General features: G+C 67.7%; 21 protein-coding genes and 1 riboswitch. Of the genes, 11 read left to right on the top strand and 10 right to left on the bottom strand.

Annotation, left to right across the window (positions count from 1 at the left end; genetic code table 11):
• Window positions 1–48: 48 nt before the first annotated feature.
• From A5736_RS01120 to A5736_RS01100, 5 genes are read left to right on the top strand one after another with little or no spacing between them, the layout of a single operon-like run.
• Window positions 49–2,970, top strand: a complete 2,922-nt coding sequence (locus tag A5736_RS01120; RefSeq protein WP_076244037.1) for a sensor histidine kinase — start codon at window positions 49–51, stop codon at window positions 2,968–2,970.
• Window positions 2,967–3,368 carry a serine protease inhibitor gene (locus A5736_RS01115; RefSeq protein WP_076059635.1) on the top strand — a complete coding sequence of 134 codons (402 nt, stop codon included), beginning with the start codon at window positions 2,967–2,969 and terminating at the stop codon, window positions 3,366–3,368. The genes A5736_RS01120 and A5736_RS01115 overlap by 4 nt, the downstream gene beginning before the upstream one ends.
• 6 nt (window positions 3,369–3,374) lie before the next feature.
• Window positions 3,375–3,749, top strand: a complete 375-nt coding sequence (locus A5736_RS01110) for a DUF742 domain-containing protein (protein WP_076122192.1) — start codon at window positions 3,375–3,377, stop codon at window positions 3,747–3,749.
• The gene (locus tag A5736_RS01105; protein WP_076244032.1) at window positions 3,730–4,329 is read left to right on the top strand and encodes an ATP/GTP-binding protein; all 600 of its coding nucleotides are present in this window, start codon (window positions 3,730–3,732) and stop codon (window positions 4,327–4,329) included. The genes A5736_RS01110 and A5736_RS01105 overlap by 20 nt, the downstream gene beginning before the upstream one ends.
• 5 nt (window positions 4,330–4,334) lie before the next feature.
• Window positions 4,335–4,895 carry a pentapeptide repeat-containing protein gene (locus A5736_RS01100; protein ID WP_076122194.1) on the top strand — a complete coding sequence of 187 codons (561 nt, stop codon included), beginning with the start codon at window positions 4,335–4,337 and terminating at the stop codon, window positions 4,893–4,895.
• Window positions 4,896–4,917: 22 nt separating this feature from the next.
• On the opposite strand, the gene A5736_RS01095 is transcribed toward A5736_RS01100, so the two are convergent.
• From A5736_RS01095 to A5736_RS01085, 3 genes are read right to left on the bottom strand one after another with little or no spacing between them, the layout of a single operon-like run.
• Window positions 4,918–7,434 (bottom strand): ATP-binding cassette domain-containing protein, encoded by a 2,517-nt coding sequence (locus tag A5736_RS01095; RefSeq protein WP_076244030.1) that lies wholly within the window; start codon window positions 7,432–7,434, stop codon window positions 4,918–4,920.
• A 7-nt stretch (window positions 7,435–7,441) separates the two neighbouring features.
• Entirely contained in the window at window positions 7,442–10,087 is a 2,646-nt protein-coding gene (locus tag A5736_RS01090; RefSeq protein ID WP_076122235.1) for an FHA domain-containing protein, read from the bottom strand.
• Window positions 10,088–10,116: 29 nt separating this feature from the next.
• On the bottom strand, window positions 10,117–11,322 hold the full coding sequence (locus tag A5736_RS01085) for an NADH:flavin oxidoreductase (RefSeq protein ID WP_076244055.1): 1,206 nt from the start codon (window positions 11,320–11,322) through the stop codon (window positions 10,117–10,119).
• Between the two features lie 39 nt (window positions 11,323–11,361).
• Here A5736_RS01085 and A5736_RS01080 point away from each other — a divergent pair, with 39 nt between their 5' ends.
• The gene (locus A5736_RS01080; RefSeq protein WP_076122196.1) at window positions 11,362–12,207 is read left to right on the top strand and encodes a bifunctional methylenetetrahydrofolate dehydrogenase/methenyltetrahydrofolate cyclohydrolase; all 846 of its coding nucleotides are present in this window, start codon (window positions 11,362–11,364) and stop codon (window positions 12,205–12,207) included.
• Window positions 12,204–12,485 carry a DUF3017 domain-containing protein gene (locus A5736_RS01075; RefSeq protein WP_076122197.1) on the top strand — a complete coding sequence of 94 codons (282 nt, stop codon included), beginning with the start codon at window positions 12,204–12,206 and terminating at the stop codon, window positions 12,483–12,485. Before A5736_RS01080 ends, A5736_RS01075 begins: the two co-directional genes overlap by 4 nt.
• On the opposite strand, the gene A5736_RS01070 is transcribed toward A5736_RS01075, so the two are convergent.
• The gene (locus A5736_RS01070) at window positions 12,482–12,979 is read right to left on the bottom strand and encodes a DUF732 domain-containing protein (protein WP_175611151.1); all 498 of its coding nucleotides are present in this window, start codon (window positions 12,977–12,979) and stop codon (window positions 12,482–12,484) included. The two genes, A5736_RS01075 and A5736_RS01070, sit on opposite strands and share 4 nt — an antisense overlap.
• 225 nt (window positions 12,980–13,204) lie before the next feature.
• On the opposite strand from A5736_RS01070, the gene A5736_RS01065 reads away from it, so the two are divergent.
• Window positions 13,205–14,665: an FAD-binding oxidoreductase gene (locus tag A5736_RS01065; protein WP_076244029.1), complete on the top strand. Its 1,461-nt coding sequence runs from the start codon at window positions 13,205–13,207 to the stop codon at window positions 14,663–14,665.
• Between the two features lie 103 nt (window positions 14,666–14,768).
• Complete coding sequence (locus A5736_RS01060) at window positions 14,769–16,145, top strand: HNH endonuclease signature motif containing protein (RefSeq protein ID WP_076244027.1); 1,377 nt, start codon at window positions 14,769–14,771, stop codon at window positions 16,143–16,145.
• 4 nt (window positions 16,146–16,149) lie between these two features.
• Here A5736_RS01060 and A5736_RS01055 read toward each other — a convergent pair whose 3' ends face one another.
• The 5 genes from A5736_RS01055 to A5736_RS01035 all read right to left on the bottom strand — a co-directional run bounded on the left by A5736_RS01055 (window position 16,150) and on the right by A5736_RS01035 (window position 21,056).
• Window positions 16,150–16,467 carry a DUF3761 domain-containing protein gene (locus A5736_RS01055; RefSeq protein WP_076122200.1) on the bottom strand — a complete coding sequence of 106 codons (318 nt, stop codon included), beginning with the start codon at window positions 16,465–16,467 and terminating at the stop codon, window positions 16,150–16,152.
• Between the two features lie 120 nt (window positions 16,468–16,587).
• Window positions 16,588–17,322 carry a class I SAM-dependent methyltransferase gene (locus A5736_RS01050; protein ID WP_076244053.1) on the bottom strand — a complete coding sequence of 245 codons (735 nt, stop codon included), beginning with the start codon at window positions 17,320–17,322 and terminating at the stop codon, window positions 16,588–16,590.
• A 5-nt stretch (window positions 17,323–17,327) separates the two neighbouring features.
• Window positions 17,328–18,467: a homoserine O-acetyltransferase gene (locus A5736_RS01045; protein WP_371328346.1), complete on the bottom strand. Its 1,140-nt coding sequence runs from the start codon at window positions 18,465–18,467 to the stop codon at window positions 17,328–17,330.
• Between the two features lie 28 nt (window positions 18,468–18,495).
• Window positions 18,496–19,656, bottom strand: coding sequence for a homoserine O-acetyltransferase (locus A5736_RS01040; RefSeq protein WP_076244026.1), 1,161 nt, complete (start codon window positions 19,654–19,656; stop codon window positions 18,496–18,498).
• Window positions 19,657–19,667: 11 nt separating this feature from the next.
• Window positions 19,668–21,056, bottom strand: coding sequence for a bifunctional o-acetylhomoserine/o-acetylserine sulfhydrylase (locus A5736_RS01035; RefSeq protein ID WP_076244024.1), 1,389 nt, complete (start codon window positions 21,054–21,056; stop codon window positions 19,668–19,670).
• A 37-nt stretch (window positions 21,057–21,093) separates the two neighbouring features.
• A riboswitch (SAM riboswitch) is annotated at window positions 21,094–21,213 on the bottom strand.
• A 201-nt stretch (window positions 21,214–21,414) separates the two neighbouring features.
• Between A5736_RS01035 and A5736_RS01030 the strand changes: the two genes are divergently transcribed.
• Together A5736_RS01030 and A5736_RS01025 are read left to right on the top strand one after the other, a co-directional pair.
• The gene (locus A5736_RS01030; RefSeq protein ID WP_076244017.1) at window positions 21,415–23,661 is read left to right on the top strand and encodes an NADP-dependent isocitrate dehydrogenase; all 2,247 of its coding nucleotides are present in this window, start codon (window positions 21,415–21,417) and stop codon (window positions 23,659–23,661) included.
• A gap of 38 nt (window positions 23,662–23,699) precedes the next feature.
• Window positions 23,700–24,941, top strand: coding sequence for an NADP-dependent isocitrate dehydrogenase (locus A5736_RS01025; protein WP_076244015.1), 1,242 nt, complete (start codon window positions 23,700–23,702; stop codon window positions 24,939–24,941).
• Here A5736_RS01025 and A5736_RS01020 read toward each other — a convergent pair.
• The gene (locus A5736_RS01020) at window positions 24,938–25,738 is read right to left on the bottom strand and encodes an alpha/beta fold hydrolase (RefSeq protein WP_076122240.1); all 801 of its coding nucleotides are present in this window, start codon (window positions 25,736–25,738) and stop codon (window positions 24,938–24,940) included. The two genes, A5736_RS01025 and A5736_RS01020, sit on opposite strands and share 4 nt — an antisense overlap.
• Window positions 25,739–25,869 lie beyond the last annotated feature (131 nt).

The following is a 25,869-nucleotide window of genomic DNA, read 5'->3' as shown; positions in this document are numbered from 1 at the left end:
GCTGAATGTCAGCGCAGCGGCCCTTCGTGCGGCCGCGATCACGTGACCATGTTCGCCCGCCCGGCCGACTCGGTCGAGGCGGTTCCCCCCGAGTTCGCCGACGCCCCCGCCGCCGCGGCGCCGGTCAAGCGTCCGCCGGCCTGGTCGCTGACCAACTGGCCGGTGCGGTGGAAAGTCCTGGCGATCGTGCTGGTCCCGCTGGTTTTGGCGTCGCTTTTCGCCGCGTTGCGCGTCAACGCCGCGATGGCCAACTCCAGCGGCCTGCGGCTGGCCGCGGCCCGGGCCGACGTCCTACCGGCGATCACCAAGTACATGTCCGCGCTCGACGTCGCGCTGATGGCGAGCTCGGCCAACCGCGACCAGGAAGGCGCGAAGAAGAACTTCGAGGCCCGCAAGGGCGAGCTCGCGGCGCGGCTGGCCGACACCGATGTGACTCCCGACGTCCGGTCGGCGGTGACCAACCTGCTCAACGGCGGGCAGGCGCTGTTGAGCAAGGTGGCCGACAACAGCATCGGTTTGCGGGAGCGAGTGACGACCTATGCGCCGCTGCTGTTGACGGCCGAGGACGTCATCAACGCGTCGGTCCGGGTCGACGACGAGAAGATCCGCGCCGAGGCACAGGGCCTGAGCCGCGCGGTCGGGGCCCGCGGGCAGATGACCATGCAGGAGATGCTGGTCACCCGGGGCGCGGACCTGCCCGAGCCGCAATTGCGCACCTCGATGATCACCCTGGCGGGTACCGAGCCGTCGACGCTGTTCGGGATGAGCGAAGTGCTGGGTGCGGGCTCGCCGGAAGCCAAGACGCTGCAGCAGCAAATGGTGACCCGGATGGCGATGATGTCCGACCCCGCCAGCCCGCTGGTCGACAATCCCGAGCTGCTGCGTTCGATACGGACCACCGACGGGATCGCCGAACAGGTCATCAAGGACGCCACCGCGTCGGTGACCAAGTCGGTGCACGCCCAGGCCGATGATCGGCGCCGCGCCGCCATCCTCGACAGCATCCTGGTGCTGGCCGCCATCGTGGTCGCGCTGGCCATCGTCTTGCTGGTGGCGCGCGCGCTCGTCGTGCCGCTGCGGGTGCTGCGCGACGCCGCCCTCAAAGTCGCGCACACCGACCTCGAGGAAGAGGTCGCGCTGGTCAAAGGCGGTGGCGCCGAGCCGATCCCGCAGCCGTTGCCGGTGTACACCACCGAGGAAATCGGCCAGGTCGCCCACGCCGTCGACGAACTGCACACCCAGGCCCTTTTGCTCGCCGGCGACGAGGCGCGCCTGCGGCTGCTGGTCAACGACATGTTCGAGACCATGTCGCGGCGCAGCCGGTCGCTGGTCGACCAGCAGCTGCAGCTCATCGACCGACTGGAACGCAACGAGGAGGATCCCGACCGCCTCGACAGCCTCTTCCGGCTGGACCACCTGGCCGCCCGGCTGCGCCGCAACAGCGCCAACCTGCTGGTGCTGGCGGGCGCGCAGCTGGCGCGCGACCAGCGCGAGCCGGTGCCGCTCGCGACGGTCATCAACGCCGCCGTTTCCGAGGTCGAGGACTACCGCCGCGTCGAAATCGCGCGCGTACCCGAGTCCACGCTGATCGGTGCGGCCGCCGGTGGTGCCATCCATCTGTTCGCCGAGCTGATCGACAACGCCCTGCGCTACTCGCCGCCGACGACGTCGGTGCGGATCTCCGGGGCGCCCGGCGGCGACGGCGGGGTGCTGGTGCGGATCGCCGACGCCGGTTTGGGCATGAACGACGCGGATCGGCGCATCGCCAACATGCGGCTGCAGGCCGGGGGCGAGGTCACCCCCGACAATGCCCGCCACATGGGGCTGTTCGTGGTCGGCCGGATCGCCGCCCGGCACGGCATCCGGGTCGGGCTGCGCGGTCCGGGTCCCAACGAGGCGGCGACCGGTACGACGGCGGAGATCTACCTACCGGCGACGGTGCTCGTGGGCGCCGCCTCGCGGGCGGCCGCAGCGCGAGCGCGGGCCCGGGGCGTGTCCTCCCCGAGCACCCAACTCGCCAACGCGATGGCGACGACGGACCCCGGCGGCGAGGCCGCCCTGCGGGACGCCGACGTGGCGACGACGTCCACCCACAACGGCGCTCACACGGCTGTCCCACCGGATTCCCACACGCCGGTTCCGCCGATCACCCTGTTGCCGCGCCGCGACCCGGGTTCCAGCGGCATCACCGAAGTTCCCGCCCAACCTCCCGAGAAGCCGCGCCGGCACCGGCGCGAGCTGGCCACCCCCTGGTGGGAGACCCAGAAGCAGCCGGAGCCGAAACCGGCGCCGCCCGCGGAGCCCGAAACCCCGGCCGCGGCGGTGTCGGACACCTCGGCATTCTTCGCCGCCCGGTCGCGGGAGGTCGTAGAGCCCGAGGAGACGCCGGCCGCCGAAGCGGACAGCGTGCAAGCCGACGCGTCCGTCACCCCGATCCGGTCGGTCCCGTCAATCCCGTCGATCCCCGAGGCATCCGAGGCTCCGGATGCCGCGGAGACCCCGAGCGAGGACGACGTGATCTACCGGCGGATGCTCTCGGAGATGCTGGGCGACCCGCACGACCTGGTCAACAGCGCCGACCTGGATTGGCAGTCGGTGTGGGACCGTGGCTGGTCGTTGGCCGCCGAGGCCGAGGACAAGCCCGTCGAGTCGCACACCGCCGAGCACGGCCTGCCGGTGCGGACCCCCGGCGCCCGGCTGGTGCCGGGGGCGGCCAACGGTGTCGGCCTCGCCGCGCACGACCGGCCGGACGAGGACGGCCCCGACGAGGACCGCCCCGGCCAGGACGAAGGCTCCCTCGTAGGATCGAATGGCGGATCCGGTTCCAGCCGGTCCGAGCGGCGGCCGCAACATGCGGCCGCGGTGCGCGATCCCGACGCGGTTCGCGCCTCCTTCAGCAGCCATTTCGGCGGCGTGCGCACCGGCCGCTCGCATGCCCGTGAATCGAATCAAGGACCCGATCAGGAATGACGTCACCGGATAACTCACTGGACTGGCTGGTGACGAACTTCGCCCGCGAGGTCCCCGGGGTGGCGCACGCGCTGCTGGTGTCCGTCGACGGGCTGCCCATAGCCGCCAGCGAGCATTTGCCCCGCGAGCGGGCCGACCAGTTGGCCGCGGTGGCCTCCGGGCTCGCGAGCCTCGCGACCGGGGCCGCGCAGCTGTTCGAGGGCGGGCAGGTGCTGCAATCCGTGGTCGAGATGCAGAACGGCTATCTCTTGCTGATGCGCGTCGGTGACGGCTCACACCTGGCCACACTGGCGGTGACGTCGTGTGACATCGGTCAGATCGGTTACGAGATGGCCATCCTTGTCGAACGGGTGGGCGGCGTCGTGCAGTCCTCCCGCCGATCCGCTGCACACTCGTGAGCCGCGATGGACAAGCGCGAGTCCTGGCCGCCCTCACGTGAGGCGAGCCTCGTCCGTCCGTACACCCTGACGTCCGGACGGACCGGAACCAAAGTCGACCTTCCGCTGGAAGCGCCGATTCAAGCGTTGCAGGCCGGACTGGCGCACCGATGGCCGCCCAACGACGCGAGAGGCAAGATCATCCAACTGTGCGTCAAAAGCCTGTCCGTCGCGGAAATCTCGGCCCGGCTCGATTTGCCGGTCGGTGTCACGCGCGTCTTGATCGGCGATCTGGTGCTATCCGAATACGTTCGGGTACATCGAACGTTGACCGAGCGTTCGACCCGCGATGAGCGCCACGATCTCATAGGAAGGACGCTGCGTGCCCTACGCGCACTCTGAGCCGCACCCCGATGCGCACTCCGATGACGGAGCCACCGCGTCGACGAAAATCGTCATCGCGGGTGGGTTCGGCGCCGGCAAGACGACGTTCGTCGGGGCGGTCTCGGAGATCATGCCGCTGCGCACCGAGGAGATGGTCACCGACGCCTCGGCCGGCGTCGACATGCTCGAGGCCACTCCCAACAAGCGGACCACCACGGTCGCGATGGACTTCGGCCGGATCACCCTGGAAGAGGACCTGGTGCTCTACCTGTTCGGCACCCCGGGCCAGCGCAGGTTCTGGTTCATGTGGGACGACCTGGTCCGCGGCGCCATCGGGGCGATCGTCCTGGTTGACTGCCGGCGGCTGCAGGACAGCTTCGCCGCTGTCGACTTCTTCGAGCACCGCAACCTGCCGTTCTTGATCGCGGTCAACGAATTCGAAGGCGCGCCACGCTATCCCGTCGACGAGGTGCGCGAGGCGCTGACCCTGCCCCGCCACATCCCGGTGATCTCCGTCGACGCACGGGATCGCAGATCGGCGACCGACGCCCTGATCGCGGTCAGCGAGTACGCACTGGAAACGCTGGCCGCGAGCTGACCGCTTTGCAGCCCTGGGTCGACTGCGAATTCTCCGGCAGGGATTTTCGCGACGAGGACCTCAGCCGGTTGCGCACCGAACGGGCCGTGTTCACCGAATGCAATTTCAGCGGCGCCAACCTGGCCGAATCGCAGCACCGCGGATCCGCCTTTCGCAACTGCACGTTCGAACGAACGCTGTTGTGGCACAGTACATTTGCGCAGTGCAGCATGCTGGGTTCGGTCTTTGTGCAATGCCGGCTGCGGCCCATGACCTTCGACGAGGTGGACTTCACACTCGCGGTGCTGGGCGGCAACGACCTGCGCGGTGTCGACCTGAGCGGCTGCCGGCTGCGCGAGACCAGCCTGGTGGAAACCGACCTGCGCAAGGCCGTGCTGCGTGGCACCGACCTGTCCGGGGCGCGGACCGCCGGCACCCGGCTCGACGACGCCGACCTGCGCGGCGCGACCGTCGACCCGTCGTTGTGGAGAACCGCCACGCTGGCCGGGGCGCGTGTCGACGTCGGCCAGGCCGTCGCCTTCGCGGCCGCCCACGGGCTGCGGTTGGACGGGGGCCCGGACGGCTGAGCCGTCGCTATCGCTCGAGCCGCTATCGCTTGAGCCGCATGCGCCACCACACGACGCCGGTATAGAACACCGACAACGCCGCGAGCATGGCCATGTCGAAGAGCCAGGTGCCGGACGTGTGCTGGAAGTGACGGTCGCGGGGACTCTGCGGACCGGGGGCCACCGTCCACAAATCCACCGTCGATCCCGACGCCGCGTACCCCCACCGGGAGGGCACCACCCAGGACAGCTGATCGAGAAAGATCCGGTTCGTGATCGGAACCATGCCGCCGGAGAGCACCATCTGCATCATCAACGACACCACGAGCAGCGGCATGATCTGCTCATTCGAGCGGGCCAGCGACGACAGCAGCAGGCCGAGCATCGCCGAGGCCACACAGGTCGCCGCGACGGTGACGTACAACTCGAAGGTGGCATTGCCGAGCAGCACGGCCGGCCGCGTCGGCGCGCCCTTGCCCACTATCACGATGGTGGTCGCGATCACCGCCTGGACGATGGCGAACACGCAGAACACGACGACCTTGGCGCCCAGATAGGCCCCGGTCGACAGACCGACCGCCTGCTCTCGCCGGAAGATGGCGCGCTCGCCGATGAGGTCGCGCAGCGTCAGCGCGGTACCCATGAAGGCGGCGGCCATGGTCAGCAGCATCAAGATCGTCGCGGCCTCGCCGGCGGAGGCGCTCGTCGGGTCGGCGATGCCGAAACCGGTGTCGCCGGGAACGGTCAGCGACAGCGCACCCATGACGAACGGCAACAGCGCCAGGAACACGAAATACGCACGGTCGGACACGATCAGGCGAACCTGGCGCCGCGCGATCGTGGAGAACTGACGGCGCACGCTGGTGTGTGCCGAGTCGCCGAGTTCGGCCGCGGGCGCTTCGGCTTCCGGCGGCGGCGGGGGTTTGTTCTGGGCGAGGAACCGGCGATTGGCCTCGTCCGGGTCGGCACCCACCTTCGCGAAAATGTGGGCCCAGTTGGTGGTCCCCATGACCTCGCCGATCTGGTCGGGTGCGCCCAGGAACGCGGTTTTGCCGCCGGGGGCCATCAGCAGCACCTGATCGCAGATGTCCAGATACGTCAGCGAGTGGGTGACCACCAGCACCACGCGGCCGGCGTCGGCCAGTTGCCGCAGCATCGTCATGACTTGCAGGTCCAGCGCGGGGTCAAGGCCCGAGGTCGGTTCGTCGAGGATCAGCAGCGACGGCCCGGTGAGCAGCTCGAGCGCGACCGACGCGCGTTTGCGCTGGCCGCCGGAGAGCTTGTCGACCCGGGTGTCCGCGTGCTGCGTCAGCCCCAGCTCGTCGAGGACCTGCGCGACGACCTCTTCGCGGTCGGCCTTGCTGGTGTCCGGCGGCAGGCGCAGCTCGGCGGCGTAGCCGAGCGCCTGGTTGACGGTCAGCTGGCGGTGCACGACGTCGTCTTGGGGCACCATCCCGATCCTGGTGCGCAGCGTCGCGTAGGCGGTGTGGATGTTGTGGCCCTCGAACGTGACGGTGCCGGTTGTGGGGGTGGCGTACCCGGCGATCAGCCGCGACAGCGTGCTCTTGCCGGCCCCGGATCCGCCGATGATGGCGGTCAGGGTGCCGGGCCTGGCGGTCAGCGAGATCTTCTCGAGCAGGCTCTTGCCGTCGACGCTGAAGTCGACGTGTCGGACCTCCAGGCCGCCGGTGCGCGTCGCCGCTTCCTGGCGGCGCAGCAGGACGCCGCCGGTGAAGACCAGGTCGACGTTGCCGATGGTGACGACGTCGCCCTCGGACAGCAGCGCGGACCCGACCCGGAGCCCGTTGACGAACGTCCCGTTGATGCTGTTGGCGTCGCGGATCTCGGTGCCGATCGGCGTCGGGGCCAGGAAGGCGTGATAGCGCGACGCCAGCACGTCGTGGATGACGATGTCGTTGTCGATCGCGCGGCCGATCCGGGCGGCGCCGGCGACGGGTGCCGCCCCCGATTCGGGCCCCAGGGGTTTGATCGTTCTGGTCGGGGCGTCGGGCCCGGGTCCGGCCGTAGGCGGCGGCACCTGGTGGGTTTGTGCTTTGGGCGCGACGATCGGCACCGGCTGCGGCGCGCCGGGCTGGTAGCGGCGCGCGACCGGTGCCTGGGCCGGTGATTGGCGGGACACGGGCTGCGAGCGCGACGCCGGGCTGCGTATGGCACCCGACGGCGGCCCCTCGGGTGGCGCGATCGTCGGGATCACCTGCGTCGTCCGCGGTAGCGAGCCGACGCTGCCCCGGTGATGTCCGACCTCGAAGGTGATCCGCGGCCCGTCGGGCTTGCCTATGTTGATGCTCTGCCCGTCCTGGATGTCGACGGTGGGCACGCGCTGGCCGTTGACGAACACACCGTTGAGCGAGTTGTTGTCGACCGCCACCCAGCGGCCCTGGTCGAAGCGCAACAGCACGTGCGCGCGGGCGACCAGCGGATGAGCCACTCGCAGGTCGGCGCGCAGGTCGCTGCCGACCACCACGTCACCGCCCGGGGCGAAGCTGCCCTGGGATCGGTTGGACCGAACGGTCAGCACGGGCTGCGCAGGGCGATTCATTGGGTGATCAGTGCCGCTTGAGCCGGATCTTCCACCACACGATGGCGCTGTAGAGCACGCTCAACAGTGCGAGCATCGCCATGTCGAACAGCAGAATGTGTTTGGAGTGCTGCCAGACCGGGTCGTTGGTCGGGATCTGTTTGACCTTCACCAGTGACGGAAAGTCGATCGAGGACGCACCCCCGGCGTAGCCCCAGCGGGCGGGTGTCAGCCATGCGAGCTGCTCGAGACCGACGCGTTGGTAGACCGGGATCATCCCGCCGGACAACACCAGCTGCGACATGATCGACACCACGAGCAGCGGCATGATCTGCTCGTTGGACTGCGCCAGCGACGACAGCAGCAGGCCGAGCATCGCCGAAGCAACACAGGTGCCCGCGACGGTGACGAAAAGCGAGAACGTCGAGTTGCCAAAGAAGGGCGGGTCTGCGGTCGGTGCGCCCTTGCCCAGCCGCACGATGAACGTTGCGATCGCTGCCTGCGCGGTCGCGAAGACGCAGAACACCACGATCTTGGCCAGCAGATACGCCGTGGTGGACAGGCCGACGGCCTGCTCCCGGCGGAAGATGGCGCGCTCGCCGATGAGGTCGCGGATGGTCAGCGCGGTGCCCATGAAGACGGCGCCGATGTTCAACAGCACCATGATGTACTGCGGCTGAGTGGGCGCGAGACCCAGCGGGTCGGCGGGGCCGAGGCCGGGTTTTGGACCTTTCACGGTCAGCGACAACGCGCCGATGAGGAACGGCAAGATCGCCAGGAAGATCGTGTAACCGCGGTCGGACACGACGAGGCGAACCTGACGGCGGGCGATCGTCGATAGCTGCCGCCACAGGTCGGTTTGGGGTGGTTCGCCCAGATCCGCCGGGCTCTCGGGAGCCGGCGCCTGCGACGACGGCTGGTTGCGTTCCTTGAATCGGCGGTTGGCCTCGTCGGGATCGGCGCCCACCTTGGCGAAGATGTCGGCCCAGTTGCGGGTCCCCATGGCCGCCTCGACCTGGTCGGGCGGCCCGCAGAACGCGGTCTTACCGCCGGGCGCGACCAGCAGGATCTGATCGCAGACGTCGAGATAGGACACGGAGTGGGTGACCACCAACACCACGCGGCCGGCGTCGGCGAGCTGACGCAGCATCAGCATGACCTGACGGTCCAGCGCCGGGTCCAGCCCGGACGTCGGCTCGTCCAGGAGCAGCAGCGATGGTTGGGTCAGTAGCTCCAGCGCCACCGAGGCGCGTTTGCGCTGGCCGCCGGAGAGCTTGTCGACCCGGGTGTCTGCGTGTTTGGTCAGCTCGAGTTCCTCGAGCACCTGAGCGACGACCTGGGCACGTTCCTCTTTGCTGGTGTCGGGCGGCAGGCGCAGCTCGGCGGCGTAGCCAAGGGCCTGGTTGACGGTCAGCTGGCGGTGCACCACGTCGTCCTGCGGGACCATCCCGATCCTGCTGCGCATGGACGCATATTCGGTATGGATGTTGTGACCCTCGAAGGTCACCGAGCCCGACGTCGGGGTGGTGTAGCCGACGATCAGCCGCGACAGGGTCGTCTTGCCGGCGCCGGAACCACCGATGATGGCGGTGAGCGTCCCGGGCCGGGCGGTCAGCGAGATGTGGTCCAGAAGTTGCTTGCCGTGGTCGACGGTGAAGCAGACCGAGTTCACCTCCAGGCCGCCGGTGCGCGTCGCCGCTTCGGTGCGCCGGACCAGGGTGTCGCGGGTGAACACCAGGTCGACGTTGCCGATGGTGACCACGTCTCCTTCGGTGAGCACCGCAGACCCGACCCGCACACCGTTGACGAAGGTCCCGTTGACGCTGTGCGCGTCGCGGATTTCGGTGCCCAGCGGCGTCTGAGTCAGGAACGCGTGATGGCGTGACGCCAGCACGTCCTGGATGACGACGTCGTTGTCGGTGGCACGGCCGATCGTGATCGAGCCGACCGGCTTCTGTATCGCCCCGGACCGAGACGGCATCAGCGCCTGGAACATCTTCGTCGCGAGGTTGCCCACCTCCGGTTGCTTGGGGGCGGTGCGTGATATCTCGGTGTGCGGCGCGGCCGGCGCCGACGCCGCGGATCCCACACTCGGCATCTGCGGCGGCGGGAAGCTGGGTGGCGGTGGCGGCGCGCCGGGCGGAAACGCGGTCGGCCGGGCCGGTGGTGGCCCCGGCGGTGGGCCCGGATGCGGTCGACGCAACGGGGGCGCGGCGCGGTTCGGCGGGCGGCCCGGCGGGCCGGGCGGCGCGGGTGGAGGGCCCGGCTGACCCGGGGCCGGCGAGGGCGGCCACGCCGTTCCCGCGTGCGCCGCCACCGGGATGCCCATCGACTCGGTGCGGGGCGGGCGACCCGCCATCCCTTGGTAGTGACCGATTTCGAAGGTCAGCTGCGGCCCGTCGGGATTGCCGATGTTGACGGTCTGGCCGTCGTGGATGTCGACCACCGGCACCCGGCGGCCGTTGACGAAAGTCCCATTGAGCGAACCGTTGTCGATCGCCAGCCACCTGCCCTGGTCGAAGCGCAGTAGTAGATGGGCACGCGAAATCAACGGGTGTGTGATGCGCATGTCGGCGCGGAGATCGCGACCGACCACCACGTCATGGCCCGCCGCGAAAGTCCGTTCCGACCCATCGTGTCGAACGGTTAGCGCTGGCGGGGGTGCGGCGGTCATCGCCACAACTCTAGCTGGTGCAACTGCCGTCAGCCTGCAATGTCAGGCGCCCCGGTAACCACGCAGTGCGTCCGGCTGTAGACCGTGGGCATGCAGCGATTGCAGTGCGTGCACGCCGAGTGCACGCCGTGCGCGGCGCCGTCGGCCGCGATCCGATTGACCAGGTCCGGCTCGGCCAGCAGCGCCCGGGCCATCGCGACGAATTGGAATCCCTCCGCCATCGCCAGGTCCATCGTTTCCCGGTTGGTGATGCCACCGAGCAGGATCAGCGGCATCGTCAGCTCGGCGCGGAACAGCTTGGCGTGGCGCAAGAGATAGGCCTCGCGGTAGGGATACTCGCGAAGGAATTTCTTTCCCGTCATGCGGATGCCCCAGCGCAGCGGCGGCTTGAAGGCGCCGGCGAACTCCTTGACCGGTGCGTCGCCGTGAAACAGATACATCGGGTTGACCAGCGAGCTGCCGGCGGTGAGTTCGATTGCGTCCAGCCCGCCGTCGTCCTGCAGCCATTTGGCGGTGGTCAGCGATTCCTCGGTGCTGATGCCGCCGCGCACACCGTCGGCCATGTTGAGCTTCGCGGTCACCGCGATCGGGGTCCCCTCTTTTTCCACCGCGCGCCGGACAGCCATCACCATGCCGCGGGCCAGCTTCGCCCGGTTCTCCAGCGATCCACCGAACTCGTCGTCGCGGCGGTTGATCAGCGGCGACAGGAATGCGCTTGCCAAATAGTTGTGACCCAAATGGATTTCGACCGCGTCGAAGCCCGCCTCGATGGCCAGGCGCGCGGCGTTGGCGTGCCCTTCGATGACGTCGTCGATGTCCTCGCGGGTTGCCTTCTTCGCGAACCGCATCCCGATCGGGTTGAAGAACCGCACCGGCGCCAGGGCGGTGGCCTTGTTGGAGCGGGCGTTGGCCACCGGGCCGGCGTGGCCGATCTGCGCGCTCACCGCCGCGCCCTCGGCGTGGATCGCATCGGTCAGCCGCCGCAGTCCCGGCACCGCCTCGGGGCGCATCCATAGGCCGTTGCCCTCGGTGCGGCCGCCGGGCGAGACGGCGCAATACGCGACGGTGGTCATGCCCACCCCGCCGGCGGCCGGCAGCCGGTGGTATTCGATCAAGTCGTCGCTCACCAGCGCGCCGGGTGTGCGCGCCTCGAACGTCGCGGCCTTGATGATCCGGTTGCGGAGCGTGACCGGGCCCAGCTTGGCCGGCGAGAACACGTCTGGGGTCTCGGGCATGTGGGCAGCGTAAACCTTGGCCATGGAACACTGTCAGGCGTGGGCGCAATCACGCTGGACGGCAAGGCCACCCGTGACGAGATCTTCGTAGACCTGAAGAAGCGCGTCGCCGAGTTGAGCGCCGCGGGTCGCACGCCCGGGCTGGGTACCATCCTGGTCGGGGACGACCCGGGCTCACAGGCCTACGTCCGCGGTAAGCACGCCGATTGCGCCAAGGTGGGCATCAACTCGATCCGCCGCGACCTGCCCGCCGACATCAGCGCGGCCGTGCTCGACGAGACGATCGACGAGTTGAACGGCAACCCCGATTGCACCGGTTACATCGTGCAGTTGCCGCTGCCCAAGCACCTCGACGAGAACGCGGCGCTGGAGCGCGTCGACCCCGACAAGGACGCCGACGGGCTGCACCCGACCAACCTGGGCCGGCTGGTACTGAACAAGTCCGCGCCGCTGCCGTGCACCCCGCGCGGCATCGTGCATTTGTTGCGCCGCTACGACGTCGAGATCGCCGGGGCGCACGTGGTCGTCATCGGCCGGGGTGTCACGGTTGGCCGCCCGCTGGGCCTGCTGCTGACCCGTCGCTCCGAGAACGCCACGGTGACGTTGTGCCACACCGCAACTCGCGACTTGCCCGCGTTGACCAAGCAGGCGGACATCATCGTGGCCGCCGTGGGAGTGCCGCACCTGCTGACCGCCGACATGGTGCGGCCCGGTGCCGCGGTGCTCGACGTCGGCGTCAGCCGGGTGGACGGCAAGCTCGTCGGTGACGTGCATCCGGACGTGTGGGACGTCGCCGGTCACGTGTCTCCGAATCCCGGCGGCATCGGCCCGCTGACTCGGGCGTTCCTGCTGACCAACGTCGTCGAGCTGGCCGAGCGGCGATGACCGCCAGGACCGTCCTGCGGGCGCAATGGCCGATTCTGTCGGTCGGGCTGATTTTCGCCGCGGCTTTGGTGTTGGTCGGGGCCAACTTCTGGCGCCGCGGTTCGCTGCTGATCGGCATCGGCGTCGGGGCCGCGGCGGCGCTGCGGCTGGTGTTGTCCGAAGACCGTGCCGGCCTGCTGGTGGTGCGCAGCAAGGGCACCGACTTCATGACGACCGCGATGGTCGGGGCCGCGATGATCTACATCGCGTCGACCATCGATCCGCTGGGGACGCGTTAGATCCCCGGCGTGTAGTTGCCTGGGATGCCGGGCATGCCCCCAGGCACACCCGGCATCCCTCCCGGCATGCCCGGCATCCCCCCCGGCATGCCCGGGACCTGCGGCACACCAGATAGGTTGCCGTTGGCTATGTTTGCCATTTCGGTCGGGCAGTACGTCTGTATCGCGATCGTGGTGAACATCTGGGCCATTCCCGGCGATAGGCCGGCGCCCCGCACGCGCTGCACGGCCGCGGCCATGCTCCCGCCCGGCTGGGCGAGCATCGGGCAGATGGATTCGCCGACAGCCATCGCGTTGCCGGGTTGGCCGAAGTCGACGCCGGCGTGGTTCAGCGCGTCGATGAAGGCGTCGTCGGTCCCCGGGTCGGCCTCGGCGGGCGCCGAAAAGGCCGCGGCCATCGTGAGCAGGGCGGCCGTCGCCGCCAGCAGGCGGATCGTCAGGGGCTGACGGCGAAACACCCACAGCCAGTCCTGAGTTCGTGCCAGAGCCTTCAACAGCTTCCCCATCCGTCCCGAGTGCGCTCATGGCACTCAAATCACTTTGGAAACTTTGGTCTACTACTGTCACATTTACAACACGGGGAGATAAAGGTTTGCACACTATGCGTTTCGTGAACGCGACGTGCGCGAGACTTCGGTTATTGGAGCGGCTGTAGGTCGGCACGCGCCGACACGCGCGTCGACGCCCGACTTTCGGGGCGAAATGGTCCAGAATCTGGCATGACGACGAATCGCAGCCGTCCGTCTGACCCCGTGATCTCCCGTCAGGCTTTGCTCCGCGGCGCCGTCGGAGCGTTGTTGAACGGGGCGGTGTTCGGCGGCACGCGTGCGGCGGCCGACCCGGACCCCGGGTGGGACGGTCTGGCCTCGTCGATCGGCGGTGCTGTCCTGTTGCCCGCCAACGGAACTCAGTTCGTGACGGGCAAGCAAATCTTCAATTCGTTCTACGACAACTCCAATCCCGCTGCGGTGGTGAGGGTCTCGTCGCAAGCCGATGTGCAGAAGGCGTTGTCGTTCGCCACGGCGCACAACCTGAGGGTCGCGCCGCGTGGGGGAGGGCATTCGTATGTCGGCGCGTCCAGCGCCACCGACACGATGGTGCTCGACCTGCGCGGGCTACCGGGGGGAGCGAACTTCGACGGCGGTAGCGGCAACGTCACGGTGACGCCGGCGACGAATCTCTATGCGGTCCACCAGGCGTGCGCCGCCGCCGGCCAGGCGATCCCCACCGGGAGCTGTCCGACGGTCGGCGTCGCGGGGCTGGCGCTCGGCGGCGGGATTGGGGCCGATTCCCGGCACGCGGGCCTGACGTGTGACGCGCTGAAGTCCGCCACCGTGGTGCTGCCGAGCGGCGATGTGGTCACCGCCTCGGCTAGTGACCATCCGGATCTGTTCTGGGCCCTTTGTGGCGGTGGCGGGGGCAATTTCGGTGTGACCACGTCGATGACCTTCGGAACGTTCGCTACCGCCGACAGCGACGTGGTCCGGCTCGATTTCCCGCCGGCGTCGGCCGTTCAGGTGCTCGTCGGCTGGCAGTCGTGGCTGACCGGCGCGGACCGAAACACCGGCGGAATCGTCGATCTCGCCATCGGCGCGACTCCGAGGTGCCATATCCTGGCGACCTGTCCGGCCGGCGCGGGATCCGGGGTGGCCGATGCCATCAAATCGGCGGTCGGCGTGGCGCCCACCGCGGTGCAGACCAAGACGATGAGCCACATGGATCTGGTGATGTTCCTGGCCGGCGGCAGTTCGGCGCCTCCGCCGCGTGGGTTCGTCGCCGGATCCGACGTCATCGGTTCGGTGGATTCGGCTGCGGCCCATGCCATTGCCACCGCGATCGGGCAGTGGCCCTCTTCGGCGGGGCAGGCGTCGGTGCTCGTCGACCCGTTGGGCGGCGCGGTGGGCGATGTGGCCGCCGGAGACACCGCATTTCCCTGGCGTCAGCAGTCCGCGGTGCTGCAATGGTACGTGGAGCCGGCCGCAAGTCAGGTGTCCGCAGCCAATCAGTGGCTGAATTCCGCACACCAAGCGGTGCAACAGTTTTCGGCTGGCGGCTACGTCAATTACCTCGAGGTCAACACCCCCGCGGCCCGCTACTTCGGGCCGAACCTGTCGCGGCTGACGACCGTCCGGCAGAAGTACGACCCGAACCGGATCATGTTCTCCGGATTGAACTTCTGACGCCTTCCGGTCGGTCCACCGTCGTTCAAATTTCTTGCGCCACTTTGGTTTCAGTAGTCACAAACTAACGATTCTTGTCGGTGCGCTTGGATAGCTTCGCATTATGAATTCCGGCGGGGTGGTCGACCGAGAGGCGATGACGGCTGCTTTTGATGCGTTGGACGCCGCACTCGACGTGGTCGCCGCGCTGGACTTCGATCCGCTGACCACGCCCGAACGCTTCCGTTTCTTGGAGCGCTGCGAACGGGTGCGTCGCCGGTTGCCGGCGGTGGAGCATCCGCTGATCAATCAGCTTGGCCGCCAGGCCACTCCGGAGGAGATGGGCGGCAAGCTCTCGCATGCGATGGCCGAGTGGACACTGATCAGCCGCGCCGAGGCGTCCCGGCGCATCCGCGAAGCCGCCGATCTGGGACCCCGACAAGCATTGACGGGAGAACCCCTCCCTCCTGTGCTGCCGGGCGCCGCCGCCGGGCAGCGCGATGGGACGTTGGGCCCCGGGCAAGTCGCGGTGATCCGCCGCTTCTATCACCAGCTGCCCGGCTGGATAGATGATTCCACGCGCGACCAGGCCGAAGCCCAATTGGCCAAGCAGGGCAGCCAGTTTCGTCCGGAACAACTGGCCGGGCTCGCCGACACGCTGGCCGACTGCCTCAACCCCGACGGAACCTACACCGACGAGGAACGAGCCCGGCGCCGCGGCCTGACCCTGGGCACCCAGGGCTCGGATGGAATGTCGCAGCTGCGCGGCTGGCTGACACCGGAGGCCCGCGCCACCCTGGAGGCGGTGCTGGCCAAGCTCGCCGCACCCGGGATGTGCAATCCTCTCGATGAAGCCCCAACGGTGGATGGGCCGCCCCCGCAAGAGGCCATCGACAAAGACGCCCGCTCGGCGGGCCAGCGCAACCACGATGGGCTCAATGCCGCGCTGCGCGCTCTACTCGCGTCGGGAAAACTCGGTCAGCACAACGGGTTACCGGCCTCCATTGTCGTCACCACCACCCTGGCCGAACTGGAAGCCGCCGCCGGGAAGGGCCTCACCGGTGGCGGCACCATCTTGCCCATGAGCGACGTGATCCGCCTGGCGCGGCATGCCCGGCACTACTTGGCGATCTTCGACAAGGGCAAGGCCCTGGCGCTCTATCACACGAAACGGCTCGCAAACCCCGCCCAGCGGATTGTGTTGTACGCCAAGGACCGCGGCTGCTCGGCGCCTGGCTGCGACGTGCCCGGGTACTACAGCGAAGTCCACCACGTCACCGATTACGCGAAGTGCCGCACCACCGACGTCAATGACCTCACCTTCGGCTGTGGACCCCACCACCGACTGCTGCGACCCGGCGGCTGGACGACGCGAAAACGCGCCAACGGCGACACCGAATGGATCCCGCCCACGCACTTGGATCGCGGCCAACCGCGAACCAACACCTTCCATCACCCCGAGAAACTGCTGCGCTACGACGAGGACGATGACGAGTGGTAACTGCTCAGCTTGTCAGCCATTGGCGTACGCCGCCGTGGCCCGAGCATGTGCCCGTGTGGTGGGTGCTGAATGAATAGTCGCCATCGCGGCAGATCGCGGTGGCGCCGGAAGGTGGCCCACCACCTACGAGGCCGGGGGCACCGCCAGGGGGCAGACCCGACGATGGCCGAGGGATACATTGCCCGTCCGAGTTTTGGTAATAACCGCTGCTACAACTGGCCAAGACCGCCGTCGGACTGCCGGCGACAACGGTTGACGCAATGCCTAGGGCTGACGCTCCAATCGCTGACGCGACGACGAGCACCCTAATCTGAACGCGCATATCGAACCCCGTACAAAACTGCGTTGATTGTCAGGCACCCGAAGCCTGCGCGAGAGCCTAACGTTTCTGTGACTCCGTCACATGAATTCGAGCAACAAAGTTCGGCGGGCTGACTCGGCCCTACTCGGCCAGCGTCGCGCGGATGCAGACGGTGACGTAGGGCATCGCCAGGCCGGTGGAATTCGCCAGTGCCGGATGGGTGGCGAGCAACTCCCGCACCTGGTCGAGCGTCCTGGTGCGGACCTCGGTGGGGGAGGTGATGCAGTAACTACGCGAAGCCACCAGGTCGATCAGCGCTTGCGGGGTAAGGTAATTCGTCCATTCGACTTGATGGCGCTGCGACTCGGCGAACGGCGCGGGCAACCCGACGTCGAACCGGCCCCTGTCGCCGTCGCTGCCGATGATCTCGCCCAGTTCGCGTACCCAGCCGAGCCTTTCGTCACGGGTGTTCCACACCAGGCCCAATCGGCCGCCCGGCCGCAGCACCCGGGCCACCTCCGGAATAGCGCGCTCGGGATTCACCCAGTGCCACGCCTGGGCGACCAGGACCGCGTCAACGCTGTTGTCCTCCAACGGAATCTCTTCGGCGGTGCCCAGCACGGCGCGAGTCTCCGGCAGCGAACTACGCAGCACCTCCAGCATGTCCGGAATGGGATCCACGGCCACCACGTCCAGGCCGCGCTCCACCAGGCGCGTGGTCAGCTTGCCGGTACCCGCACCGAGGTCGAGCACGTGGCGCGCGCCGCGCGGCAACAACCAGTCGATCGCCTCGGGCGGATACGACGGACGGCCACGCTCATAGGCGGCAGCTGCGGAGCCAAACGACAGCGAGCGGTCGTGCCTGGGGCGGGTCACCTTTGTCACGCGCCTTCGTTCCCGGCCAATTCCAGGGTCTTGCGGATCAAGTCGTTGACCGCCTCAGCTTCGATCAGGAAGCCATCGTGGCCGTAGGGGGACTCGAGCACATGCAGGCCGGTGCAGCCCGGCAGCAGCTCGGCCAGTTCCTCCTGCAACCGCAGTGGGTAGAGCCGGTCACTGGTGATGCCGCCGACCACGACCGGTACCGGGCACCCGCGCAGCGCTTTTCGCACCCCACCGCGGCCGCGGCCGACGTCGTGGCTGCTGCACGACGCGCTGAGCGCCACGTAGGTGCCGGCGTCGAACCGGTCCACCAGCTTGTCGCCCTGGTGCTCCAGATAGCTCTGTACCGCGTACCGGCCGCCGGTCAACGGGTCCTCATCGCCCTGGCTGCCGTTGGCGAACCGGGTGTCGAGCTCGGCCTCGCCGCGGTAGGTCAGGTGGGCGAAGCGACGGGCGATGGACATCCCGAAATCGGGCTTGCGTCCGGTGTCGTAGTAGTCGCCGCCCTGCCAGTCGGGGTCGCCCTTGATGACCGAAATCTGGGTCTCCAGATGACCGATCAGGTCAGCGGAGCTGCGGGCGCTCATCGCCAACAGCAGTGCGGCCCGGACCTGGTCCGGGCGGCTCACCATCCACTCCAAAGCCCTTAGGCCGCCCATCGATCCGCCGATGACGGCGGCAACCTGCTTGATACCCAGTGCGGCGAGCGCGGCGACATCCGCCTCGACCTGATCCCGCACGGAAATCCGTGGAAACCTGGAGCCCCACGGCTTTCCGTCCGGGGCAAGCGAGCTCGGCCCGGTGGAGCCACGGCAACCGCCCAGCACATTCGTGGCCACCGCGCACCAGCGGTTGGTGTCGATCGGCGCACCAGGCCCGGCCACCCCGTCCCACCATCCGGCCGTGGGATGCTCGGGTCCGGCGGGTCCCGTGATGTGCGAATCGCCGGTGAGCGCGTGCATCACGACCACCACGTTGTCACGTGTTGGCGACAATTCACCCCAGCGTTGGACGGCTATCCGGACATCGTCGATCACCGCACCGCTTTCGAGCGTCAGCGAGCCGATGTCGACCAGGCCGATTTCGCCTTCGGGGGGCAGCGTCTGGGCGGGAGTCTGGCGTGAAATGTCGGACGTCATCATCTCAGAGTTCATCACAACGCTGCCGTCACGCGCTTTCGTTCTGGGCCAATTCGTTGTGGGCCAATTCGCGCTGGGCCAGTTCGAGGGTCTTGCGGATCATGTCGCTGACCGCCTCGAATTCCAGTAGGAAGCCGTCGTGCCCGTAGGGAGAGTCGACCACCTGCAGGCCGGCACAGCCGGGCAGCAGCTCGGCCAGTTCCTCCTGCAACCGCAGCGGGTACAGCCGGTCGGACGTGATGCCACCGACTACCACCGGTACCGGGCACCCGCGCAGCGCCTCGCGCACCCCGCCGCGGCCACGGCCGACGTCGTGGCTGTTCAGCGCCTCGGTCAGCACCACATAGCTGCCGGCGTCGAACCGGCCCACCAGCTTGTCGCCCTGGTATTCCAGGTAGCTCTGCACCGCGTAGCGGCCGCCGTTCAGTGGGTCCTCATCGCCCTGGCCGCCGTTGGCGAACCGGGTGTCGAGCTCGACCTCGCCCCGGTAGGTCAGGTGCGCAAAGCGACGGGCAATCGCCAGCCCGGCATCCGGTGTTCGCCCGCTGTCGTAATAATCGCCGCCCTGCCAATTCGGGTCGGTCTCGATGGCGGCGATCTGAGTGGACTGGGTTCCGATCTGGTTGGCGGTGGCGCGCGCGCCGACCGCCAGCAGGAGCCCGGCCCCAACATCGTCGGGGTGGCCGACTATCCATTCCAAAGCCCTTGCGCCGCCCATGGATCCGCCGACGACGGCGGCAACCCGCTCGATACCCAGCGCGGCCAGCGCCGCGACGTCCGCTTCCACCTGATCGCGTACGGATATGTGCGGAAACCTCGAGCCCCACGGCTTTCCGTCCCTGGCAAGGGAACTCGGACCCGTAGAGCCGCTGCAACCGCCCAGCACATTGGTGGCCACCGCGCACCACCGGTTGGTGTCGATCGGGGCGCCCGGCCCGGCCACGCCGTCCCACCATCCGGCCGTGGGGTGCCCGGGCCCGGCCGGTCCGGTGATGTGCGAATCCCCGGTGAGCGCGTGCAGTACCACCACCACGTTGTCACGCGTTGGCGACAATTCACCCCAGCGCTGGATGGCGATGTAGACGTCGTCGAGCACCGCACCGTTCTCGAGGGTGAGCGAACCGATGTCGACCAGGCCGATTTCGCCTTCGGCGGGCAGCGTTTGGGTGGGAATTTCGAAAATCGTCACGTCGGGGTTCCTTAGAACGCCGCCACCGTCTGCGGGTCGCCGGCTTGAGCGGACCCCGCCGCCGGCGCACCGAATTTCCGCGCCGCGGCGAAGCCGAGCTCCAGGTCGGCGAGGATGTCGTCGATGCCCTCGATGCCGACGGCCAACCGCACCAGCCCCGGGCTGACGCCGGTGCTCAGCTGCTCGGCGGGGCTCAGCTGGGCGTGCGTGGTCGACGCGGGATGAATCACCAGGGAGCGCACGTCGCCGATGTTGGCGACGTGACTGTGCAGTTGCAGCGCGTTGACGAACGCTTTCCCGGCCTCGACACCGCCCGCCAGCTCGAACGCCAGAACGGCCCCGGTTCCCTTGGGCGCCAGCTTCTTTGCGCGCTCATGCCACGGCGAGCCGGGCAGCCCCGCGTAGTTGACCGACAGCACATCGTCACGCGCGGCCAGGAACTCGGCGACGCGTTGCGCATTGGCGACGTGGCGCTCCACGCGCAGGCTCAGCGTCTCCAGACCCAGCGCCACCAGGAACGCGTTGAACGGCGCCGCCGCCGACCCGTAGTCGCGCAGCAGTTGCACGCGGGCCTTGACCGCAAACGCCGGCGGTCCCAGCTCGGCGTACACCACGCCGTGGTAACTCGGATCGGGTGTGGTGAACCCGGGGAAGCGGCCCTGCGTCCAGTCGAACGTGCCGCCGTCGACGATGACGCCGGCGATCGCCGCGCCGTGCCCGCCCAGATATTTGGTGGCCGAGTGCACGACGATGTCGGCACCCTGCGTCAGCGGTTGAATCAAATACGGTGTGGCGATGGTGTTGTCGACGATCAGCGGTACACCGTTGGCGTGGGCCACCCCGGAAACCCCTGGGGTGTCCAGGATGTCGATCTGCGGGTTGGAGATGGTTTCGCCGAAGAACGCCTTGGTGTTCGGCCGCACCGCCGCCTGCCAGGAATCCAGATCGTCGGGATCCTCGACGAAGCTGACGTCGATGCCCAGCTTCGGCAGCGAATAGTGGAAGAGGTTATAGGTGCCGCCGTAGAGCCGCGGGCTGGAGACGATGTGATCCCCGGCACTCGCGAGGTTCAATATGGCGAACGTCTCAGCGGCCTGTCCCGAGGACAGGAAGAGCGCGGCCACGCCGCCCTCTAGCGCGGCGATGCGCTGTTCGACGACGTCGGTGGTGGGGTTGCCGATGCGGGTGTAGATGTTGCCCGGGACCTCGAGCCCGAACAGCGCGGCGGCGTGGCTGGTGTCGTTGAAGGTGTAGGACGTGGTCTGGTAAATCGGCAGGGCACGGGCGCTGGTCGCCGGGTCGGGGCTCTGGCCGGCGTGGACCTGCTTCGTCTCGAACGACCAGGTTTCGGACGAGCCATGTGCAGTCGGATCGGCCTCGGGACCGGTGTCGTCGCTCATGGAAAGCTTCCCCTCTAGTCAGGGGCCCGTCATGGCGGACCCGCGCTTGCCGGATAGCCGGTTGTGGCTACTCAACCTGGTCATCACCCGGGGCACCCCACCGCGGTTGGAGGGTTGCCGGCCAGCAAGCCGGGGCTTGTCGCTGGCGCTCATGACCGATACGAAGCCTAGCTTATTGTGCGGAGCGGGCGCCAATGGGCCGCTGCGGTGCCCATCGGTGGGCCATCGGTGCCGCGGTGTGCGGCCTGGCCTGCGGGTCGACACCTGTCCAAATCCCCTTGATAACGTGGCAAGCAGAACGCCGAGCCCTATCCATATCTGACCCCAATCTGACCCAACGCCGGGAGATGGACCAACCGTGTGCGCCGAACAGCCGACCGTCATCTACACGCTGACCGACGAGGCGCCGCTGCTGGCGACCTACGCGTTCCTGCCGATCTTGCGAACGTTCGCCGAGCCGGCGGGCATCAAGATCGAGACGCGTGACATCTCCGTGGCCGCCCGGATCCTTGCCGAGTTCGCCGATTACCTCACCGAAGAGCAGCGGGTGCCAGACGACCTGGCGGAACTGGCCGCGCTGACGAAGCGACCCGACACCAACATCATCAAGTTGCCCAACATCAGCGCCTCGGTGCCCCAGTTGGTCGCCGCGATCAAGGAGCTGCAAGGCAAGGGGTACAAGATTCCGGACTTTCCGCAGAGTCCGAAGACCGACGAGGACAAGGCAATTCGCGAGCGATACGCCAAATGCCTTGGCAGCGCGGTCAACCCGGTACTGCGTGAGGGCAACTCGGACCGACGCGCGCCCAAGGCCGTCAAGGAGTACGCGCGCAAGCACCCGCACAGCATGGGTGAGTTCTCGCCGGCGGCGCGCACCCACGTCGCGACCATGCGGCACGGCGACTTCTATCACGGCGAGAAGTCGATGACGCTGGATCGCGCGCGCAACGTGAAGATGGTGCTGGAAACCAAAAGCGGGCAGACCCTCGAGCTCAAACCCAAAGTCGAGCTGCGCGACGGCGACGTCATCGACAGCATGTTCATGAGCAAGAAAGCGCTCTGCGAGTTCTACGAGGAGCAGATGCAGGACGCCTACGAAACCGGCGTGATGTTCTCACTCCACGTCAAGGCGACCATGATGAAGGTTTCCCACCCGATCGTCTTCGGCCACGCCGTGAAGGTCTTCTACAAGGAAGCATTCGCCAAGCACCAGGCGCTGTTCGACGAACTCGGCGTCAACGTCAACAACGGACTGGTCGATCTCTACGACAAGATCGAGTCGTTGCCGGCGTCGCTGCGCGAGGAGATCATCCGCGACATACACGCCTGCCACGAACACCGTCCCGAGCTGGCGATGGTCGATTCGGCCAAGGGCATCACCAACTTCCATTCGCCCAGCGACGTGATCGTGGACGCGTCGATGCCGGCGATGATCCGCGCCGGCGGCAAGATGTGGGGCGCCGACGGGCGGCAGAAGGACACCAAGGCCGTCAACCCCGAGTCGACCTTCGCGCGCATCTACCAGGAGATCATCAACTTCTGTAAAACCCACGGGCAGTTCGACCCGACGACGATGGGCACCGTGCCCAACGTCGGCCTGATGGCGCAGCAGGCCGAGGAGTACGGCTCGCACGACAAGACGTTCGAAATCCCCGAGGACGGCGTCGCCAACATCGTCGACCTCGACACCGGGGAAGTCCTGCTCACCCAGAACGTGGAAGAAGGCGACATCTGGCGGATGCCCATCGTCACCGACGAAGCGATCCGCGACTGGGTCAAGCTGGCCGTCACGCGGGCCCGGAACTCGGGCATGACGGTGGTGTTCTGGCTCGACACCGAACGGCCGCACGAGGTCGAGCTGCGCAAGAAGGTCAAGGCCTACCTGAAGGAGCACGACACCGAGGGCCTGCAGATCCAGATCATGCCGCAGGTGTGGGCCATGAGGTACACGCTGGAGCGCCTGATGCGCGGGCAGGACACCATCGCCGCGACCGGAAACATCCTGCGCGACTACCTCACCGACCTGTTCCCCATCCTGGAGCTCGGGACCAGCGCCAAGATGCTGTCCATCGTGCCGCTGATGTCCGGCGGCGGAATGTATGAAACCGGAGCGGGCGGTTCGGCGCCCAAGCACGTCCACCAACTCGTCGAGGAGAATCATCTGCGCTGGGATTCCCTCGGTGAGTTCCTCGCTCTGGGAGCGTGTTTCGAAGACATCGGTATCAAGACCGGCAACGAGCGCGCCAAGATACTGGGCAAGACGCTGGACGCGGCGATCGGCAAGCTGTTGGACAACGACAAGAGTCCGTCGCGCAAGCCGGGCGAACTCGACAACCGCGGCAGCCAGTTCTACTTGGCGCTGTACTGGGCCGAACAACTTGCCGCGCAATCCGACGACGAAGAATTGCGCGCGCACTTCGCTGCGCTGGCCGAGGAGCTGAGCCGCAATGAGGACGCCATCGTGGCCGAGCTCGCGCAGGCGCAGGGTGAGGCGGTCGACATCGGCGGCTACTATCGCCCGGACACCGAGAAGACGACTGCAGTGATGCGGCCGAGCAAAACGTTCAACGAAGCGCTAGCCGCTTCGCAAGCCTCCCAAGGCTAGGTCCGCAAGGACGCGGCAAAAAGAAAGTCGAACTCGATATGTCAGGCGAATCCAAAGGCGAATCCAAGATCAAGGTCAAGGGCCCGGTAGTCGAGCTCGACGGCGACGAGATGACCCGCGTCATCTGGAAGCTCATCAAGGACATGCTGATCCTGCCCCATCTCGACATCAACCTGGACTACTACGACCTGGGCATGGAGCACCGCGACCGCACCGACGACCAGGTGACGATCGACGCGGCCTATGCCATCAAGAAGCACGGCGTCGGCGTCAAGTGCGCGACCATCACCCCCGACGAGGCGCGCGTCCAGGAGTTCAACCTGAAGAAGATGTGGCTGTCGCCCAACGGAACGATCCGAAACATCTTGGGCGGCACCATTTTCCGAGAGCCGATCGTGATCTCCAATGTCCCACGGCTGGTTCCGGGCTGGACCAAGCCAATCGTCATCGGCCGTCACGCCTTCGGTGATCAGTACCGGGCCACCAACTTCAAGGTCGACCAGCCCGGAACAGTGACATTGACTTTCACGCCCGCCGACGGCAGCGAGCCGATGGTGCACGAGATGGTGTCCATCCCCGAGGACGGCGGTGTCGTGATGGGGATGTACAACTTCAAGGAATCCATCCGCGATTTCGCCCGCGCGTCCTTCGCGTACGGCCTGAACGCCAAGTGGCCGGTGTATCTGTCGACGAAGAACACCATCCTGAAGGCCTACGACGGCATGTTCAAGGACGAGTTCGAGCGCATCTACGAAGAGGAATTCAAGGACAAGTTCGAGGCCGAAGGGCTGACCTACGAGCACCGGCTGATCGACGACATGGTCGCGGCCTGCCTCAAGTGGGAGGGCGGCTACGTGTGGGCGTGCAAGAACTACGACGGCGACGTCCAGTCGGACACCGTCGCGCAGGGCTACGGATCCCTGGGGTTGATGACGTCGGTGCTGATGACCGCGGACGGCAAGACGGTCGAGGCGGAGGCCGCACACGGCACGGTCACCAGGCATTTCCGCCAGTACCAGGCCGGCAAGCCGACGTCGACCAACCCGATCGCCTCGATCTTCGCCTGGACGCGGGGGCTGCAGCACCGCGGAAAGCTGGACGACACGCCTGAGGTGATCGAGTTCGCCCAGAAGCTCGAGGACGTCGTCATCGGCACCGTCGAGGGCGGCAAGATGACCAAGGACCTCGCCATCCTCATCGGCCCTGAGCAGGAGTGGCAGAACAGCGAGGACTTCCTCAACTCGATCGCCGAGAACCTCGAAAAGGAACTGGCTAACTAACTCGCCGGCGGGTTTTCAGCCGCCCGCAGCGGCGGGCTGCACTCGTCGATGAACTCGGAGATGACCTGGGTGACCCGCTCGGGCGCCTCGAACATCGGAACGTGCCCGACGCCGTCTAGCTTGGTGATCTTCGTTCCTTCGGGCAGGTGGTCGGTGAAGTGCCGGCTGAATCTGCGCGGCGGGACCACGCGGTCCTTCTCGCACAGCACCAGCTGGACGGGCACCGCCGTCTCGGCCAACTCGAGCAACCCCGGCTGCATCAGCGATTTGAAGAGCAGCTGGAAATAGGCCGGGCAATGGGCGGCGTCGTCGATGACGCCGGACAGTTCGCGTTCACTGACCCCGTCCGGCGACGCACTCAGCGGCAGGGTCGCCAGCCGGCGGCTGAACGGCAGCTGCAGGGTCCGTTGACCGAGCAATCGCGCCAGGACCAGCAGCGGCATGCCCGAGAGGAACTTGCTGATCACCTCGAACTTGACCGGGCTCCAGCGCGTCCAGCCCCCCGCGGCGCCGATGCCGGTGACGCTGCGCGCCCGCCCGCGCCGCTCGAGTTCGAACGCCACCCAGCCGCCCAGCGAGTTGCCCACCATGTGGGCGTTGTCCCAGCCGAGTTCGTCGAGCTGCCGCTCGACGTGGTCGGCCAGCACCGACGAGCTCAGCAGCCAGGTGCCCGCATACGGTCCGCCGTTGTGCCCGGCCATGGTCGGGGCGAACACCTCGTAGCGGCCGGTGTCGGCCAGCCGCGGCGCCACCCCGTCCCACACCGTCTGCGACATCAGGAACCCGTGCAGGAGCAGGACCGGCTCTCGGGAACCGTCCCTGGTGCCCTGCGTAGAACCAAGGTGGATCGGCGGGCGAGTCGTCATGCTGCCGACACTAAAGGCGATACCGCCGGTACCGCAAGCAAGGCGCGGTCTGGTAACGGCCG

The organism is Mycobacterium sp. SP-6446 (assembly GCF_001954045.1).
Classification (GTDB): domain Bacteria; phylum Actinomycetota; class Actinomycetes; order Mycobacteriales; family Mycobacteriaceae; genus Mycobacterium.
Note: the sequence above shows the minus strand (reverse complement) of the source record. Positions and strands in the feature narration are given on the sequence as shown.